Here is an 18,763-nt window from a genome sequence, read left to right on the forward strand (position 1 = left end):
CTAAACAAACATTATGAAGAATATTTCTACCCTTCTCAGTGCACTTGCTCTTATCCTGGTTGCTGTTTTATTTTATCTGCATTTCAATCACCAGGAGGAAGTGAAAAAGATCAGGGCGGAAAATACTGCTCAGAAGAAAGCTAACACCGGGGTTACTATCGCTTATTTCGAAATGGATTCGGTTGAAAACAGCCTTGACTATGTTAAGGACGCCATGGAAAAATTCAAGCTGAAGGAACAACAGATGAATACTCAATTGAACGGGCTGAAAAACAATTATCAGCGCAGAATTGAAGAATGGAACAAGAAGGGACAAACCATGACGCAGACAGAAAGTGAAGCTGCGCAGCGCGAATACAACCAGATGAATGAAAATTACCAGACCCAGAAACAAAAGCTGGAGATGGAGTTGCAGGATCTGCAGTTTAAGATGGCCCAGGAGATGAATAAAACCATCGAAGATTTCCTCAAAAAATTCAATAAAGACAAGGGCTACTCTTATATTATGACAAGTCAGCCTGGTCTCATTTATTATAAAGACACCGCTCACAATATTACGCGCGACCTCATCGCCGGTTTGAACCTGGAGTATAAGAGCAAGAAAAAATAACCATAGGTGGCGGTTTTTTCAGTTTTTAATTGATAAACCATTTGACGTTTGTATATTGAACCTTCAAGCCTGGTATTAATTGTTTATTCAATACAAGGTCTTCGGTTACACGTCAGTGTGTTCCGGTTAACATCTGAAAAAACCAAAATTCAATATGGAGTCACCCGCATTTAAGCCCTCCCTCGGATTATTTGATGCTACAATGATCGTTGCCGGATCAATGATCGGCTCAGGAATTTTTATCGTTAGTGCAGATATAACCCGAAATGTGGGAAGTGCAGGCTGGCTCATTGCGGTCTGGTTGATTACCGGCTTTATGACCATCAGTGCTGCGGTCAGTTACGGCGAATTGAGTAGCATGTATCCAAAAGCAGGTGGCCAGTACGTGTATCTTAAAGAGGCCTATAACCCCATGATGGGTTTTTTATATGGCTGGAGTTTCTTTGCTGTTATCCAAACAGCTACCATTGCGGCTGTAGCAGTGGCCTTCAGTCGGTATACCGCTTATCTATTTCCTTCGGTTGGCGAAAATAATGTCCTCCTTTCACTTGGTTCATCGGATAAGCCCTTTACTATTTCAGCGGCCCAGTTATTGGGTATAGCCCTGATCATATTTCTAACTTATACCAACACCAAAGGCATAAAAGGTGGGAAGTTGATTCAAACCACTTTCACATCAGCCAAGCTTATCTCTTTGTTTGGTTTGATCATCTTTGGATTTTTGCTCGTAACAGAAAACTTCTGGGATGAGAACTGGGCTACAGGATTTAATGCGCTTTCATTTAAAGGCGATACTGCCGCACCGGTTGCATCAGCATGGGAACCAATAGGGGGAACAGTATTGATCGGGGCAATTGCCGCCTCGATGGTAGGATCCATATTTAGTTCTGATGCCTGGAACAACGTAACGTTTATTGCCGGCGAAGTCAGAAACCCTCAAAGAAATATCGGGTTAAGCCTGTTCCTGGGTACATTGATCGTTACAGTCATCTATGTGTCTGCGAACCTTATGTATTTGTATGTTCTCCCGCTGGATGGAATTGCTTTTGCGCCCAATGACCGCGTGGCTACCTCAGCTGCCCAAAAGATTTTTGCTGAAGCAGGTGCTATCATCATTGCCGTGATGATCATGATCTCAACATTTGGATGTAATAATGGCCTGATCCTCGCGGGAGCCAGGGTTTATTATACGATGGCAAAAGATGGTTTGTTCTTCCGCAAAACCAGTGAGCTGAATAAACATGCGGTTCCCGAATATGCACTCTGGATCCAGTGTCTTGTTGCTTCTTTGCTATGCCTTAGTGGAAGCTACGGCAACCTGCTCGATATGATCTCTTTTGTGGTCGTACTATTTTATGCACTTACTATTGGCGGCATTTTTATTCTCCGGAAGAAAAGACCGGATCTTCCAAGGCCATATAAAGCATTTGGATATCCCTTCCTGCCCATTATTTATATCATCCTGGCCATTGTGTTCTGCGTGTTCCTCATAAAATTGAAGCCATTATATGCCGGTATCGGCCTGGCGATCGTTTTATTGGGCATACCGCTGTATTACCTTGCTGCCTCAAAGAATAAGCCGCAGTCTGCCTGATGAATAACCCGGCTTGATTTGCATCGGCGAAGCTTACCGACCACAGGTGTTGCACACGCTCAGCTGCTGACTGTCCGGGATGCACACGCTCAGCTGTTGACTGTCCAGGTTGCTCGCGTTCACCTGTTAACTTTCCAGGTTGCTCACGTTCACCTGTTGACTTTCCAGGTTGCACACGCTCAGCTGTTAACTTTCCAGGTTGCACACGTTAAGCTGTTGACTGTCCAGGTTGCACACGTTTACCTGTTGACTGCCCAGCATTTTTCGGCGCATTGATGATGTCGATTGATTGTTTTAAGATGTTGTTGATTGTGTTAAATTGAACCGGGAATCGGATTCCTGGTCATTACGTTTAATCAATAAATCTCCGGGTATGTATAATATCTATAAAACCGCAATCCAGGATAGGATCTGCACCGGTATTTTTTTCACACTCATTCTTATTCACTTCAATATTCTCACGCTGGTGGCTCAGTCTTTACCGGATAAGGCCGCGGTGAAAAAAGAGATCGCAAGATTGAACCAGGAAATGGAAGCTGCTTTCAATAACAACGATATGTTGAAAGTCGCTGCATTCTATGCGGATGACGGGGAGATTGTGGATGAAAGCTATACTGTTAAGGGGAGGGAAGGACTTGAAAAATACTGGGTGGCACTTAAAGACAAAGGAAGGGGTTGGAAATTATCAGTGGTCGAAGTTGGAGGTGAAGGTGAATTTGTGTATCAGCTCGGCAGGTCGGATCTGAAATATCTCAGAGAAGACAAGGAGGCAAATTCAATCACGAACTTTGTGTTGATCTGGAGAAAACACCCTGGGGGATCCTATAAGATTTTCCGCGATTATCTCACGAGAACCAAGTTTGAAAAGAACTGACCGCCCCGTGCCAGGCCGGTACCTCTCAAAGTTTTGCGGGCATGAGCTTTATATTATATTGCAGCTTCAAATAAAGCTTAGTTAATGGCTTTCATAGATTTCGATAAATTGTTTGACCGTTTTTCAGAGATTAAAGTAGGAGTGGTGGGCGATGTGATGCTTGACACTTACCTGTGGGGGCACGTAGAGAGAATTTCTCCTGAGGCACCAGTGCCCGTCGTAGCGCTCGATAAAAAAGAACTAAGGATGGGCGGTGCGGGTAATGTGGCGCTTAACCTTGTTTCGTTGGGAGCACAGGTTTCTATTATTACTACCACAGGGAAGGATGAAGATGGACGATCCCTGAAACAGCTTTTTGAATCAAAAGGGATCAATACCGATTACCTGCTTCAAAGCAGTAAACGCATCACAACGAACAAAGCCAGGGTGATCAGCAGGAATCAGCAGATGATGCGCCTGGATTCCGAGATTACGAAGGACCTCGATAAGGACGATGAACAGGAACTGTTAAACAATATCCGTTCTTATGTAGAAACCGAGAAGCCGGCGATACTCATCTTTGAAGATTATAACAAAGGGGTGCTGACGGAAGGATTGATCAGGGACGCAATAGCGATCTGCCGGCAACATCAGGTTGTAACCGCTGTTGACCCCAAGCGAAAGAATTTTTTCGGTTACCAGGAGGTTGATATTTTTAAACCCAATCTTAAGGAAGTAAAAGATGGCCTTAACCTGCTGATAGAAGAGGTCAATAAAGAAACACTGAACGATATTCATCAGCAGTTACATGCCCGGCTGAACCATCGCATTTCATTCATCACCCTATCAGAAAAAGGGGTGTTTTACCAGGATGGGCATTCAGGGAATATCGTTCCTTCGCACATCAGGAACATCGCCGATGTTTCCGGTGCTGGTGATACGGTGATTGCGGTTGCCTCTCTTATTTATGCGGCTACCGGCAGGGTTGATATGATGGCCGAGGTTGCGAACATAGCGGGTGGACTGGTTTGTGAGGAAGTGGGAACTGCCGCGATCGACAAAGGTAAACTCCTGCATGAATGCAAATTATTATTGCAATAATTGCTTAATTAAAGCTTAGTATTATTTATGGGCCGATATACACTTGTGATACATGGAGGAGCGGGTACGATTCTTAAGCAGGATATGACTCCTGAACTTGAATCGGCTTATTATTATGGTCTGCGGGAAGCATTGAATGCGGGTTATGCGGTGCTTGAAGAAGGTGGTTCTGCTATTAACGCCATCAAAGCTGCCCTTGTTATACTTGAAGATAATGTCCTTTTCAACGCAGGACGTGGTTCGGTTTTTACAAAGAAAGGTGTGCAGGAGATGGATGCTGCCATCATGGATGGCAGTACTCTGGCTGCCGGCGCCATTGCCGGGGTAAGGAATGTTCGGAACCCTATTGAACTCGCAACTGAAGTAATGCGTAACAGTAATCATGTTTTTCTGAGTGGCAAAGGTGCCAACGACTTTGCCATCAAACAAGGGGTGAAGCTGGAACCAGACGAATACTTTTTTTCACAGTTTCGTTATGATCAATGGAAAAAGATAAGGGATTCGGACAACTATTCATTGGACCATACTCACCAGGAGTTGGAAGAACTGATGAGAGATAAAAAGTTTGGGACTGTTGGCGCCGTTGCGTGTGACCAGCATGGAAATCTTGCAGCCGCAACCAGCACTGGTGGGATGACCAATAAAAAATATGGAAGAATTGGTGACAGCCCGATAATCGGGGCAGGAACCTATGCGAATAATGCTACCTGCGCCATTTCGGGTACGGGTCACGGTGAAATGTTCATCCGGTGCGTAGCTGCATATGATGTCAGCGCATTGATGGAATACAAAAACTATACATTGCAACAGGCAATGGATCACGTGGTAAAGGAAAAGCTGATATCCATCGGGGGAGAAGGGGGGCTGATCGGTGTTGATGCCTCGGGTAATGCAGCTATGGTGTTTAACAGTGCTGGCATGTACAGGGCAATGCGAAGTAGTGATGGTTTTTCTGATGTGGCTATTTATCAACCATCCAACTGATATTTTTTCTGAAATCATACCTGGTATGCCGATAGGTAAAGGAGTTGATACCTAAATATACTTACCATTATCAGGATCAGGTAATGCTTTTTGGAATACTTCGAAACCGGACTTACTTTTATGGTATTATAAAATTTCATTTTATAATATAAAATCGACGATTTTTCCCGGTTTCGGTGCGTCCCGTACGTCGCCCCACTAAGGTATGAGCCGCTATAACCATTTAATTCCGCGATAACATGATGGTTGGGGCGCCAAAAGCCACCCACGTTTGATTTTACATTATAAAATAGTAATTTACATTTCGTTATTTCCTTAACCCGGCTTCGGGTTATTAAATCAATTCAGTATATGATCCAGGTGATAAACCGTGCACTTGATATCTTGGAATACATAGCAAAAGATCCGGAAAGTCCCAGGCCGCTCGGAGAGATCGCCTCCGACCTGAATCTCAATGCGGGTACCTGCGCCAACATAATCAAGACAATGGTTGATCGCAAATACCTCGATAAACTTGGTAAACAAAAAGGCTATTGCCTTGGCTCAAAAGCTTACGAACTCACGGGCAATGCCGGCTATCAGAAAGACCTTGTTGATGCTTCGCGGGAACAGATGGAGCTACTTACTTCAAGCATGAATGAAAATTCATTGCTTTGTGTGCTTAAGGGCGATATCAGGTCGGTAATCTACCGGGTTCAAAGTAAAAACTACCTCCAGGCGAACACGGCGACAGAAAAAAGGGCTTACGATACGGCTTCCGGTCGTTTACTACTGGCTATGATGCCCGAACCTCAGATTGAGAAATTTATAGAAAAGTATGGCCCTCCGGCTACCGGCGAATGGGATGGTGTAACCGATCTTAAGAGTCTCCTCAGGAATCTGAAAAAAATAAAAAGCCAGGGCTATGCCATCCAGACGACGGTTAACCAGATAGTTGGGATAGCACTGCCAGTATATAAAGAAGAAAAAGTGATAGCAGCACTCAGCGTTTACATGCCATCGCTTCGTTTTAACAATCTTAAGAAGGTTGATATAATCAGGCAGATCAAAAAAGCATCCGAAGTAATTGGTGCAAACTTATCATAGCCAGCATTCCGCATATATCATTTGGATACACTGTTCGTCTCCAAACCAATCATTCTGCACGCTAGCCTTTATCTTCAACGATACCAACCATTATTTACGATAACGACTGTTCTTCAACGATGGCGACTGTGCTTATACTATAACAACTGTGACTTACGGTAACGACTGTGCTTATACTATAACACCTGTGACTTACGGTAACGACTGTGCTTATACTATAACACCTGTGATTTACGATAACGACTTTTATTCCAAAATAACAACTAGGATTTACGGTAACCATTGTTATTCACTATGAGACATCTATACATGACACCGAGTGTTATGCAAGGGTGCCAACTGTATTTAATATGACGAAGGGTACTTACGATTACGATGACCTTTTCGGTTATTATCATCTTGATGGTGTTGATCAATACGGGCTAAGCCCAGATAATTTTCATCGGCAAAGCGATATTTTTTTGTAAACCGACAACCCGTATCGCCCTTCCCCGAGAGCAGCAAAATAAAATTTCAAAATATTTCTCAATAATTATTTGTTCCGAATGCAGGTGATTGACTATATTTATTATATAGTAAAATTGAATTTTACATTATAAAATTGTAAACAATTGCTTATGCCCGCCAAAAGTGTCCTGATGCTTCTCACAATCCTGTGTAGCATCGTATCCCCAAACTTATTCAGCCAGACCTTCACCATTTCTGGTAAAGTAACTTCAGCAGAAAATGTTCCGATTGCAGGAGCGAGTGTCAGATTAAAAGGAAATGAAAATGGTGTCAACACTGATGACCAGGGAAATTTCCGGTTAAACGCTCCCTCCGGTACAGGCGCTATCCTCGTATCACATGTCGGATACGCAGAAAAGGAAGTAGAAATCAACAATCAGCAGGTCATCAACGTAACCCTTGAACTAGCCGGATCAAGACTTGATGATGTAGTTGTCATCGGCTATGGAACAGTCAGGAAAAGAGACCTCACGGGATCTGTTTCACAGATTAAGTCGAAAGACATCGGCATCTTCCCAAATACGAGCCCTGTGCAGGCCTTACAGGGCCGCGCAGCCGGGGTGCAGGTGATCCAGAACAACGGATCGCCGGGCGGTGCGATCAGCGTAAGGATAAGAGGTACAAACTCCGTTCAGGGTGGTAATGAACCATTATATGTAGTGGATGGATTTCCTTTGAACGGCAGTAGTCTCAACCAACTGAACACAGACGATATTGAATCTGTTGAAGTACTTAAAGATGCTTCGGCTATTGCGATTTATGGTACCCGCGGGGCAAATGGTGTGGTGTTGGTTACAACCAAAAAAGGAAAAAAAGGCGATGTGAGGGTGAACTATGATTTTGGATATTCCAGTCAGTCTCCAACGAAAAAACTGGACATGATGAATGCCGGTCAATGGGCCGAGTTTTATAATCTGCAGGCAAAAAATGATAACATCGCTCCTTACTTCACACAGGAGCAGGTGGATAGCCTTAAAGGGGTGGCCGGCACAAACTGGCAGGACCTGGTTTTAGATGACAATGCACCGTTATTCAGCCATAACGTTACTGTGAGTGGTGGTTCCGATAAAACCCGTTATGCTGTATCAGGAGGAATTTTCAAACAGGATGGAATAGTGAAAAACAGTACGTTTGACCGGTATACGATCCGCACCAATATCGAAAGCGACATCAGTAGCAAAGTAAGTATCAATGTGATGGCGAACCTTGCGCGCATTGAATCAGAACGCAGGAATTCTGGCGGTGGTAACCGCGGAGGTTCTACGATATCTGCTATGTTATCAGCCGCACCGACACTCACACCGTATCTTCCCAATGGAATTTACCGCAACTTGTCGACGTCTTATAATTTCACCTCGAATGTAATGCAGAATCCTGTTCTCAATGTTAATGAACAGCTTGACCATCTTCGCAGTAACCAGGTTCTTGTTAATGCAGGAGTTACTTACAAGCCTTTTTCGGGTTTGTCAATAAAGATATCCGGTGGTATAGAGAATACAGACAATGGAACCAATGCATACAATAACGGTTATATCACCTCAAATGGTACTTCATCAAGTACAATAACCGGGTCGGCTGCAGTAAGCTCTTCAAACTTTACCAGTGTACTTAGTGAGAACCTTGTAAACTATACAAAGAAATTTGGTGTGCATGATCTTTCTGTAACCGGTGCCTTCACTTACCAGGACTTCGTGAACACAAATATGAATGCCGGTGCAAGCGGATTTATCAGTAATATCCAGGAGTCATATGACCTCGGTGCGGCGGCAGTTTTCGGAACACCCGGAAGTGGCTATTCAAAGTCTACACTGGTTTCCGGACTTGGCCGTATCAATTATGGATTGATGGATCGATATCTTGCTACCATCAGTTTCCGGGCAGACGGATCATCAAGGTACAGCGAGGATAACAAATGGGGCTACTTCCCGGCAATGGCTTTAGCCTGGAAGGTTACCGAAGAAAAGTTTATGAAGCAACAATCTTTTATCTCTGATTTGAAAATCAGGGGTAGCTGGGGTATTACAGGAAGTACAGCCATCGGACCATATCAGACACTCAATCTTTTAGGTACCGGGTCGGTGATCTTTGGTGACGCACTTTATCCGACTTATTCACCGGGTTCAAGACTACCGGCCGACCTTAAGTGGGAGACAACAGAACAACTCGATATAGGTGCAGACATTGCTGTTCTTAACAATGCCCTCAGGCTCAGTGTTGACTATTATGTCAAAAACACGACTGACTTATTAAACACTGTGCAGCTGCCTTCATCGCTTGGTTACACATCTACCATACAGAATATCGGTGAGGTCCAGAATAAAGGATGGGAGTTAACCGCTGACGCAGATATACTACGCGATGGTGATGTATCACTTACTGTTTCCGGTAATATTGCATTTAACCGGAACAAAGTAGTTAAACTCTATAATGGAGCAGACGTACTCGGTTCAAGTATTAACATCACGGTAGTTAATGATTATATAAACAGGCTTCGTGAGGGCGAATCAATCGGTAAGTTTTACGGCTTCAGGGATATTGGTTATGATTCAAAAGGAAAGATAATTTACGAGGACATCGATAAGAATGGAGTGATCAATACCAATGATAAAACCTTTATCGGCGATCCGACTGCAGATTTTATATATGGTTTTAATACGGTTGTTGCATGGAAAGGTTTTGAACTGAGCGCTTTTTTCCAGGGATCACAGGGCAACGATATCTTCAATCTGAGTTCAGTGAATCAAACCCTTGACTACGGCTTCGGGTTGAATATGCCGGTAGATGTTTATAACAGCAACTGGTCACCAACTAACACAAACAGCAAATACCCCATCATCAGCCGTACAACCGCAGCACAGATCTCAACCAGGTTTGTTGAAGACGGTTCTTACCTGAGATTAAAAAATATTCAGCTTGCATATAACATACCCATGCAAAAAACAAATATGAAATGGGTCAAAAGTTTACAGGTTTACGCAAGCGGTCAGAACATACTCACGATCACCAATTATTCCGGCTTTGATCCCGAGATCAATAGCTACGGCGGATCGAATTCGATCATGCAGGGTATTGACCATTATAGTTATCCGACAGCCAAAGCAGTAACGATCGGAGTTCGTGCCGGCTTCTGACGAATCCGCTGGTTTGTGCGAAACGACGGTGCGCCCGTTGTCAAGACCTAAAAAAGTTTACAAACTCGCTTCAAGCGACGAAAAAAATAAACGTATGAAATATATAATATTCCTTTTTGCGATGGTCGTTGTTTCGACCGGCTGCAAAAAAGTTTTGACAGAAGAACCAAAATCAAGTGCTGCAGAAGTGTTTTACAATACGGCACCCGAAGTTGAAACAGCAGTGAATGCCATCTATGGCCCTCTGCGTGATCCAAACTGCCTGAGTGGGCTTTACCCGGCGCAGATAGAAACATATGGTGACTATATTTATGGACGCGGTAGTTATCTGCCATTGAATGCATACCAGACACTTGACAACACAAATATTACACGTACCGGACAAATTTGGGATCAATTTTACCGGGCGATCAGAAATGCCAACCTGGTAATAGCCAATGCTCCGAACGGCACTAATATCAGTGCAAATGATGTGAACAGGTTTGTCGCCGAAGCAAAGTTCTTACGTGCGTTTACCTATTTTCTTCTTGTTCGAAACTGGAGCGGGGTGCCAATTCGCACTGAAGAAAATATGACGGAACAGGATATAGAAAAGTCAACTGAAGCTGAAGTTTACAATCTCATTGTTAAAGATTTGACAGATGCAGAATCGGCTCTGCCTGATGTCAGCAGTCAGCCCGGACGTCCATCACGATGGTCAGCCAAGAGCGTGCTTGCAGAAGTATATATGTATCAGAAAAAATATACCGAAGCCACGCAAAAAGCCAATGAGGTGATTGTGTCAGGTAAGTTTTCTTTAGTACCGGTCACCACGAGTGCCGACTTTGAAAAGGTTTTCGGACCGGACGTGGTCAATACTTCTGAGGAGATCTTTTACCTCAAATTCAGCAAGCAGGGAAGCGGCCAGGGTTGGCAGTATGTTATGTTTGCGCATCATCCCGGAGCCGGCTATCACGGAGCCGGTGGATTCTACGCACATTATTCTGATTCTGTAACCAACCCGGTTATCAAAAACTGGAGTACGTCTGACCTGCGTAAAGTTTACAATCTTTATAGCTACGACATTGGCCTGGGAAAAACTTCGGTCCTGTTCAGAAAATTCAAAGATGTTGCTGCAAGCACACAAACGTCCGCGGGAAATGATTATCCGTTCTATCGTTTTGCAGATATTTTATTGTTGTATGCTGAGGCAGCGAGCCGTGCCAACAACGGACCTACACCATTAGCTGTTGAAAGATTGAACATGGTGCACAGACGGGCTTATGGCCTGCCACCGTTGTTACCTTCTTCGATTGATTTTAAGATAGCAGACTATAATGCCACCACATTCCTTAATGAAATAGTGAAAGAAAGAGGCTATGAGACAGTTTACGAAGCCAAGCGTTGGCATGATCTGAAACGCATGGGCATTGTTAAAGCGAAAATCCTCGAAGTAAAGGGCGTAAACGTGGCAGACAAATTTCTGCTCTGGCCAATTCCATTATCCGAGATGAACTATAACAAAGCACTGGATCCGGTAGCCGATCAGAACCCCGGCTATTGAGAGCAATTGCTGTGCATTCATCATTCACTATGTAAAATCAGTTGCATGAAAATGCAAGCGATACGATGCGTATGAAAAAACTTTTTGCTGTGGTTGTTATGCTGCCGGTATGCTGGGTAGTACAAGCTCAAAACCAACGCCTTGATTCTATCTGGTCGGACACAGAGATTGAAAGCCGGATCAGCCAGGGCATTGAGAAAAACAGGAAGGGAGAGATTTCCTTCAGCATTCCAGTCTATAAGGGAAAGACTGAACTGTCTGTCAGGCAGATCAGCCATGAATTTCAGTTTGGTGCCAATGCGTTTATGGTGAATGGACTTGAAAATGAACAAAGAAATAAGCAATATGAAGATTCCTTTGCAAAGGTGTTCAATCAGGCGGCTGTTCCTTTTTACTGGCAAACACTTGAGCCTAAACGCGGCGAGCTTCGCTATGCTGCCAATAGCTCTGTAATTTACAGAAGACCTCCGCCTGACGCGGTTCTGGCGTTTTGCAGTAAATACAACATAACGCCAAAAGGTCATACATTGGTCTGGAACCATCCGGCGCATGCAGTCCCAACGTGGATACCTAAGGACACAGCGGAGATTGAAAAACTAATCACCAATCGTATTCGTGAGATAGGAGAACGATATGGTAAGCAAATTTCCACCTGGGATGTTGTAAATGAGGCTTTGCATTATTTTCCGGATGTACCCATGCCCGGGGATTATGTATATAAGTCTTTTATCACTGCTATGAAAGCTTTCCCTTCGTCTACCAAACTCATGATTAACGAGGTGACTTCCATCTGGCAGAATAATCAACAGGAGTATAGTCCTTATTATATGCTTATTCAGAACCTCCTTCTAAGAGGTTGCAGAATTGATGCGATCGGTATGCAGTTCCATTTTTTCAATGAACAGTTGCATCAAAACGTTGTGGCAGGCTCGGCTATGACTCCAAAACAATTGTTCAGCGCCCTTGACTTATACGGCCGCTTCAACAAGCCATTGCACGTGTCAGAGATCACTATTCCGACACTTCCCTATAACGCTGAAGGGCAGGTGAACCAGGCCAGGCTCACACGCAACTTCTACAGGCTATGGTTCAGTCATCCCGCCGTTGAGGCAATCATCTGGTGGAACCTGGTTGATGGAACTGCCGTGAAAGGGGAAGACAAATGGAATGGCGGTTTATTAAATAATGATTTTTCCGCTAAGCCATCTTACACAGTGCTGGACAGATTAATTAATCACGATTGGAAAACCAACATTAATACGACTCTTACCGGTAAAGACAGTTTCTCATTCCGGGGATTTTACGGCGATTACGAGGTAACTGTCCGACAGGGGAAAAAAGAGACAAAACTCAAATTGAGGCTATCAAAAGACGCTGCTAAGTCTGGCAAAATGCCATAGTCAGGAGGTGTTCTCAACATGAAATAATTAACAGAGATCTATTATCTAACCATTACTGTTACATGAAGATTATTGACATCAGAACCAGGTGTGTGGCGATACCATTGAATGCTCAGCTCCGTCATAATACCGGTGTGCATCCCGGATATTTTCTTAGGACCATCCTTGAAATCTTTACCGATGAAGGTATTACCGGGCTTGGTGAAGTTGGCGGCGGCGATCAGTGCGGCGCCTTGCAGAAACTTAAGCCAAGGATAATTGGGTTAGATCCTTTTCACCTGGAAACAATAAAGCTAAAAGTATTACGCAGCATTTATTATATGTCAAATGCCCGGTTATACGCAGCCATTGAAATGGCTTGCCTTGACATACAGGGCAAGGTGCTGAACCGCCCGATGAGTGATTTGCTTGGAGGTTCGGTCCGCAGTGAGATCCCGATGATTGGATACCTTTTCTGGCGCTACGACCGGCCCGGCGGGGGCGATGACAGCGTTGCTGAAGATCTTGCTGAACATTGCGTGGAGCTGCATGAAACACTTGGTGTTAATTCGATGAAACTAAAGGCGGGGGTGATGAAGCCGTCTGAAGAAGCACGGGTGCTGGAACTTTGTCGTAAACAGCTGGGCGATGAATTTGGCCTGAGGATCGATCCGAATGGCGTATGGTCCGTGGCAACTGCCGTTAGGATTGGCCATCGCCTTGAACCATTGAATATTGAATATTTCGAAGACCCGTCATGGGGACTTGAAGGAAACGCCGCCGTAAAACGCCAGGTAAGAATACCAGTTGCTACAAACATGTTTCCTGCAAAGTTTGAAGACCTGGCACCAGCTATAAAACTTGGCTCCGTTGATGTTGTACTTACCGACCTGCACTACTGGGAAGGTCCGCGGGGAGTAAAGGACCTTGCAGCAGTCTGTAATGCTTTTAACCTGGGTATCTCCATGCATAGTGGTGCTGAGTTTGGCATTGAACTATCGGCCATGCTGCATACTGCCTCAACCATTCCGACCATGTCTTTCGCCGGCGATGCACATTATCATTATCTCACTGATGATATCATAGAAGGCGGACCACTAAAGTATTTGAACGGAAGTATCCAGGTTCCCCAGGGGCCGGGCCTGGGTGTCCGCCTGGATGAAGATAAAATGAAACATTATGAGAAATACTTTCATAAAATGGGCGATTATTACGCCAGGTTTCACCAGGATCCCAGGAGACCAGATTGGTATCCGGTCGTAGGCGGACTATAAAAATGTTTTATGATTGAAATGAAAGGAAAAAAAGCGCTTGTTACCGGAGCTTCATCCGGGATAGGGAAGGCAATAGCCATACAACTGGCTGAAATGGGCGTAAGAGTGCTCATTCACTATCACAGGGAAGCGCAAAAAGCAGAGTCAGTTGCAGAGATGATTAAAGCAGGAGGTGGTTATGCGGAAATTATACAGGCGGACCTTGGTAATATAGAACAGGCGGCGCAGCTGGGTGACAAGGCCTGGCAAAAATTTAATGGGTTTGATTTCCTTATCAACAACGCAGGGGTCTCCTACAAAAAACATTTTCTTGATACGACAATCGAAGACGTCAATCATTTTATAGACATAAACTTTAAAGGCACATTGTTGCTGACCCAACGATTTGCACAAAGAATGATAGACAGTTCAACTGAGGGTTGTATATATACCATCACATCCATTAATGGATTACAACCAGGTGTAGGATTAAGCGTGTATGGAGCTACAAAGGGTGCTCTCGAGACATTAATGAAAGGTGTTGCTCTTGAACTCGCCCCGCATAATATCAGGGTTAACACATTTGCGGTTGGTGCCATTCAGACTGGTATGAATGCTGACACCTGGAAAAACGTGGACAAATTAGCGCTTGTCACATCAAACATTCCCCTCGGGCGACTTGGTCAGCCGGAAGAGATTGCGGCGGTTATCTGTAACCTGCTGTCTGCCGGGACCTATATGACCGGGGCAACAATAACCATTGACGGTGGATGGACGCTAAAGCAGGGTTATAGCAAGCCAGAACCTTTTAAAAAAAGCAAGTGAATCAAACAATAAAACAGTACTTGTGAAATTGTCCTTTTTATTTTTCGGGAATAAGCCGGATGAAAAATGGCATCTGTGCAGGCAGATGGGTATCAGCTATGCCATAGCTAAGCTTGCTCCAGAACTCACTGGTGAACTACCCCCCTGGGACTTCAGCTCTTTACAATCTTCCAAGAGAACCTTTGACTCGTTTGGCTTAAGCCTTACCGGGCTTGAGGGAGACCAGTTTGACATGAGCAGAATTAAACTCGGCCTGCCGGGGAGGGATGAAGATCTCGACAAATACTGCCTGATGCTTGAAAACATGGGCAGACTTAATATAAATCTTCTTTGTTACAATTTTATGGCAGGCATTGGATGGTACAGAACAAATACTACGATACCTGAAAGAGGTGGTGCCTTGGTAAGTGGATTTAATCTCGCCGATTCTAAACAATCCGGCTATACTGACGCCGGGGAGATCAGTGAAGCAACGATCTGGGACAACTATAAATATTTTTTAATGAAGGTTATGCCGGCTGCTGAAAAAGCCGGCGTAAAAATGGCCCTGCATCCTGACGACCCGCCGGTTTCACCGTTGAGGGGCATTGGCAGGATCTTCACAAATGCAGCAGCTATCCGCAAGGCATTGAGTTTATGGGAAGGTCCGTTCCATGGATTAACTTTTTGCCAGGGCACCTATGTCACCATGGGTGAAAACATATACGACCTGATTGCAGAGTTCAGTGCCACGCAAAAAATATTCTTTGTACATCTCCGGGACGTGCTTGGCAACAGCGCAGACTTTCATGAAACCTTTCATGATAATGGTCCTACGGACATGAGCGCCGCCTTGCTTGCTTATCATAACGCTTCATATAACGGGCCTATCCGTTCCGATCATGTTCCAACCATGGCAGGAGACGACAATTCAAACCACGGCTATGCAATGAAGGGACATCTTTTTGGAATTGGTTATATGAAGGGCTTAATGGATGCGAACGGTATAACATATCAATGACTTATTGGAAAAGCGATCACAATTAACTGAAATATTATGTTGAATCATAAAACGAAACCTGTTTACCTCGTTGCAATCATCTGCTTCTTATTACCAGTGATCGCATTTTCACAGCGCCTGGCACAGCCGTGGTACATTACCCCGAGAACCGGTACCCAACATATAGATCTGAATGGCAAATGGAACCTGTCATACATGGATACTTCTGTCGCCGACCTAAAACAACTAAGTAACCAAAAGGACGCGTTTGAAACAACCATACCTAATTCGGTGCATTGGTCTTTATTTAAGGCAGGTAAATTGCCGCATCCATATTATAACCTTAATTCTGTGTTGTATAAATGGACAGACGAAAAGGCCTGGTATTATTCCAGGTCATTTGAAATACCTGCATCGGTGAAGGACAATTATGTTTTTCTGTGCTTTGATGGAGTTGATTATTTTTCCAAAGTCTGGTTAAACGATAGCCTCGTTGGTGAACATGAAGGAATGTTTGGTGGCCCTAATGTTGAGGTTGGTCGCTTTATCAAACCCGGCCAGCCAAACAAGATAGTTGTCGAAGTACGGGCAGGTAACTGGGGGAATAAACCCACAGACTTAAAAGACTTGCCGCGTGCCGTTTCCGGCAGGATTGATTTTGACAAACGCCCGGGCTTCAATCCAAGAGCAAGCGGACGCATAATAAAGCCATGGGTTATTTCGGGCGGCTCCGGCGGTGAGGCTTTCTTTTCTATTGGTATGTGGCAGGGAGTAAGGATCGAAATTGCACCCAAAGTACATCTGGAAAGACCTTATCTCACTACGAAAAGTATTGACGGGACTAAGAGTTCACTCCATTTATCCGCCGAAATATTTTCCGGTGAGCATTCACTGCTGAAACAACTTCATCCCTGGAACAATACACAGATCCGGCACCCGGATGAGAAAGGGGTTCCCTTTATTCCTGTAAAAAGTGACGTGAGTGTGGTTATAGAAATGGAGGCACCTGGAAAAGCAACTTTTAAAAAAGAATTTCCTTCAAAAATATTTGAAGGAAGAAGCTGGCTGGAACAGGACTTTGATTTGCCCAACCCACTCATCTGGAGCCCTAACGGTCTTGGTAAACCGAATTTATATAAGGTAACTGTATCACTGAAAAAAGACGGGCAGGTAGTCGATAAAGCTCAGTTCGACTATGGAATACGCACTATAGAAAGAGTTCCTGGCACGGGTCCGAGAACCGGTGACAGATTTGATAACTGGCAATTCATTGTAAACGGTAAGAAGATCTTTGTCAAGGGGATGAACTTCACCCCGCAGGATATCCTGCTGGAAACCTCGGAAGAAAGATACCGCTGGACACTCTCGGCTGCACAAAAAATGGGTGTACAATTAATCAGGATCTGGGGCGGAGGCTTGCTGGAAACAAACACGCTATACAAGATCTGTAACGAACTCGGGCTGATGGTATGGCAGGATTTTCCCATAGGTAACCAGGATACACCGGAATATCCGCAGGAGATCTGGGAAGCACAGGTGGTGCAGAATATCATAAGATTAAGAAATCATCCATCACTTGTTATCTGGTGCGGGGGTAATGAATTTAATCCCTACTCTTACGGTAATGCGGCTTCCATCGGCATCCTGGAAAGGAATTTGCGCACCTTTGATCCTTCGAGATTTTTTGTTCGCACAACTCCCGATCATGGCAGCATCCATGTATATCCGGACATGGATCCGACCTGGTACAATAAAAGTTATGGCAAAGAAGCGTGGATCTCAGAAACCGGGATGCATAGCATGCCTGAAGCTTCCTTGTTCTACGAAACGGTTAATAACGGTGAGTTTAAAGGCTTAGGTAGAATGTGGGATACTGCCTTCGGTGGTTCCCATCCTGAATTCATTCATCATTTTACTGAATACGGCCCCGGCCGTGTACCCCGGATGTTAAGCCGTGCTTCTCATATCAGTGATATGAATGACCCGACGATAGAGTCTGTTTCCGAAGCCACTCAGATCGGCGCGGCGGAATTCTACCAGGTCTTCTCTGAAAAAACACAGGCAAACTATCCAGTCACGACCGGCCTGATGCCATGGGTATTCAAAAGACACTGGCCCGTTATTGCGATCCAGCTCATGGATTGGTTCGGCCATGCCGGAGCGCCGTATTATTTTATGAAGCGCACCTACGAGCCGATACATATATCAGTAGATATCGAAAGACTTCTTTGGGCACCCGGCGAAAAAATCAATCTCAACCTCAAAGTCACCAGTGCTCCCGGTACGCCTGCAAACGGATTAAAGACCAGCATAAAGGCTTACGACGATACTTTTAAAGAACTATTCCGCAACGAAAAGCCTGTGACACTTAAACCCGGTACCTCGGTGACTTCAGTGTCAGCCGGAAGCCTGGATATACCCGGAGCTTATGCAGACAAGTTTTTATTCCTGCTTGCTGATTTACATGATGCAAGCGGTAAGCTTATATCACGTTCATATTATTATCCGCGGGTACTTACAAAAATGAAGGATACTGCTTTTTATAATAAATATATCAGCCAACCAATAGCCTGGATAACGCTGGAAAAAGGCCCATGGCTGAAACCGGTGGTTCAGCAGTCGGAAACATCTCTTTCTATAAATGTAGCAGGAAATAAAAAACTTACAGATACAGAAAGTGAATTGACCCTCGTTGTAAAGAATACCGGTAAGTTACCTGCCTTCATGACAAAGGTTGATGTTGCAGGAGTGAAAAGATCTTTTTATGCTACAGATAATTATTTATGGTTGCAACCAGGAGAAAGCAAAAAGGTAATCATGAATGTGTTGTGGCGGGAAGCAAACCGGAATGCAACTGCAGTTGTGAGTGCATGGAATGCACCCGGGGTTAAACAGAAATTACAATAAATTATCAGCCG

Annotated in this window: 14 protein-coding genes; all 14 read left to right on the forward strand. The window is 44.4% G+C overall.

Annotated elements, in window-relative coordinates; genetic code table 11:
• Positions 1–13: 13 nt before the first annotated feature.
• The 14 genes from ACX0G7_RS05300 to ACX0G7_RS05365 all read left to right on the forward strand — a co-directional run bounded on the left by ACX0G7_RS05300 (position 14) and on the right by ACX0G7_RS05365 (position 18,752).
• A complete protein-coding gene (locus tag ACX0G7_RS05300; RefSeq protein WP_458922386.1) occupies positions 14–610 on the forward strand; it encodes an OmpH/Skp family outer membrane protein in 597 nt (198 codons plus the stop codon).
• Positions 611–764: 154 nt separating this feature from the next.
• Positions 765–2,204: an APC family permease gene (locus ACX0G7_RS05305; RefSeq protein ID WP_458922387.1), complete on the forward strand. Its 1,440-nt coding sequence runs from the start codon at positions 765–767 to the stop codon at positions 2,202–2,204.
• A gap of 18 nt (positions 2,205–2,222) precedes the next feature.
• Positions 2,223–2,480, forward strand: a complete 258-nt coding sequence (locus ACX0G7_RS05310; protein ID WP_458922388.1) for a hypothetical protein — start codon at positions 2,223–2,225, stop codon at positions 2,478–2,480.
• Positions 2,481–2,577: 97 nt separating this feature from the next.
• Positions 2,578–3,078: a YybH family protein gene (locus ACX0G7_RS05315; RefSeq protein ID WP_458922389.1), complete on the forward strand. Its 501-nt coding sequence runs from the start codon at positions 2,578–2,580 to the stop codon at positions 3,076–3,078.
• Between the two features lie 84 nt (positions 3,079–3,162).
• Positions 3,163–4,158 carry a bifunctional heptose 7-phosphate kinase/heptose 1-phosphate adenyltransferase gene (locus ACX0G7_RS05320; protein WP_458922390.1) on the forward strand — a complete coding sequence of 332 codons (996 nt, stop codon included), beginning with the start codon at positions 3,163–3,165 and terminating at the stop codon, positions 4,156–4,158.
• Positions 4,159–4,185: 27 nt separating this feature from the next.
• Positions 4,186–5,142 (forward strand): isoaspartyl peptidase/L-asparaginase family protein, encoded by a 957-nt coding sequence (locus tag ACX0G7_RS05325; protein ID WP_458922391.1) that lies wholly within the window; start codon positions 4,186–4,188, stop codon positions 5,140–5,142.
• A 351-nt stretch (positions 5,143–5,493) separates the two neighbouring features.
• Complete coding sequence (locus ACX0G7_RS05330) at positions 5,494–6,228, forward strand: IclR family transcriptional regulator (protein ID WP_458922392.1); 735 nt, start codon at positions 5,494–5,496, stop codon at positions 6,226–6,228.
• 617 nt (positions 6,229–6,845) lie between these two features.
• Positions 6,846–9,866 carry a SusC/RagA family TonB-linked outer membrane protein gene (locus tag ACX0G7_RS05335; protein ID WP_458922393.1) on the forward strand — a complete coding sequence of 1,007 codons (3,021 nt, stop codon included), beginning with the start codon at positions 6,846–6,848 and terminating at the stop codon, positions 9,864–9,866.
• A 94-nt stretch (positions 9,867–9,960) separates the two neighbouring features.
• Positions 9,961–11,409, forward strand: coding sequence for a RagB/SusD family nutrient uptake outer membrane protein (locus ACX0G7_RS05340; protein ID WP_458922394.1), 1,449 nt, complete (start codon positions 9,961–9,963; stop codon positions 11,407–11,409).
• A gap of 71 nt (positions 11,410–11,480) precedes the next feature.
• A complete protein-coding gene (locus ACX0G7_RS05345; protein WP_458922395.1) occupies positions 11,481–12,809 on the forward strand; it encodes an endo-1,4-beta-xylanase in 1,329 nt (442 codons plus the stop codon).
• Between the two features lie 62 nt (positions 12,810–12,871).
• Entirely contained in the window at positions 12,872–14,062 is a 1,191-nt protein-coding gene (locus tag ACX0G7_RS05350; RefSeq protein ID WP_458922396.1) for an enolase C-terminal domain-like protein, read from the forward strand.
• A gap of 9 nt (positions 14,063–14,071) precedes the next feature.
• A complete protein-coding gene (locus tag ACX0G7_RS05355) occupies positions 14,072–14,866 on the forward strand; it encodes an SDR family NAD(P)-dependent oxidoreductase (RefSeq protein ID WP_458922397.1) in 795 nt (264 codons plus the stop codon).
• A gap of 22 nt (positions 14,867–14,888) precedes the next feature.
• Positions 14,889–15,866, forward strand: a complete 978-nt coding sequence (locus ACX0G7_RS05360) for a mannonate dehydratase (protein WP_458922398.1) — start codon at positions 14,889–14,891, stop codon at positions 15,864–15,866.
• Positions 15,867–15,902: 36 nt separating this feature from the next.
• On the forward strand, positions 15,903–18,752 hold the full coding sequence (locus ACX0G7_RS05365) for a glycoside hydrolase family 2 protein (protein WP_458922399.1): 2,850 nt from the start codon (positions 15,903–15,905) through the stop codon (positions 18,750–18,752).
• Positions 18,753–18,763: the final 11 nt, after the last annotated feature.

This window comes from Flavitalea antarctica, assembly GCF_054461535.1.

What these genes read in the sequence shown, in the direction of transcription:
- ACX0G7_RS05300 (WP_458922386.1), top strand. Translation starts at nt 14, where the DNA reads ATGAAGAATATTTCTACCCTTCTCAGTGCACTTGCTCTTATCCTGGTT.
- ACX0G7_RS05305 (WP_458922387.1), top strand. Translation starts at nt 765, where the DNA reads ATGGAGTCACCCGCATTTAAGCCCTCCCTCGGATTATTTGATGCTACA.
- ACX0G7_RS05315 (WP_458922389.1), top strand. Translation starts at nt 2,578, where the DNA reads ATGTATAATATCTATAAAACCGCAATCCAGGATAGGATCTGCACCGGT.
- ACX0G7_RS05320 (WP_458922390.1), top strand. Translation starts at nt 3,163, where the DNA reads ATGGCTTTCATAGATTTCGATAAATTGTTTGACCGTTTTTCAGAGATT.
- ACX0G7_RS05325 (WP_458922391.1), top strand. Translation starts at nt 4,186, where the DNA reads ATGGGCCGATATACACTTGTGATACATGGAGGAGCGGGTACGATTCTT.
- ACX0G7_RS05330 (WP_458922392.1), top strand. Translation starts at nt 5,494, where the DNA reads ATGATCCAGGTGATAAACCGTGCACTTGATATCTTGGAATACATAGCA.
- ACX0G7_RS05335 (WP_458922393.1), top strand. Translation starts at nt 6,846, where the DNA reads ATGCCCGCCAAAAGTGTCCTGATGCTTCTCACAATCCTGTGTAGCATC.
- ACX0G7_RS05340 (WP_458922394.1), top strand. Translation starts at nt 9,961, where the DNA reads ATGAAATATATAATATTCCTTTTTGCGATGGTCGTTGTTTCGACCGGC.
- ACX0G7_RS05345 (WP_458922395.1), top strand. Translation starts at nt 11,481, where the DNA reads ATGAAAAAACTTTTTGCTGTGGTTGTTATGCTGCCGGTATGCTGGGTA.
- ACX0G7_RS05350 (WP_458922396.1), top strand. Translation starts at nt 12,872, where the DNA reads ATGAAGATTATTGACATCAGAACCAGGTGTGTGGCGATACCATTGAAT.
- ACX0G7_RS05355 (WP_458922397.1), top strand. Translation starts at nt 14,072, where the DNA reads ATGATTGAAATGAAAGGAAAAAAAGCGCTTGTTACCGGAGCTTCATCC.
- ACX0G7_RS05365 (WP_458922399.1), top strand. Translation starts at nt 15,903, where the DNA reads ATGTTGAATCATAAAACGAAACCTGTTTACCTCGTTGCAATCATCTGC.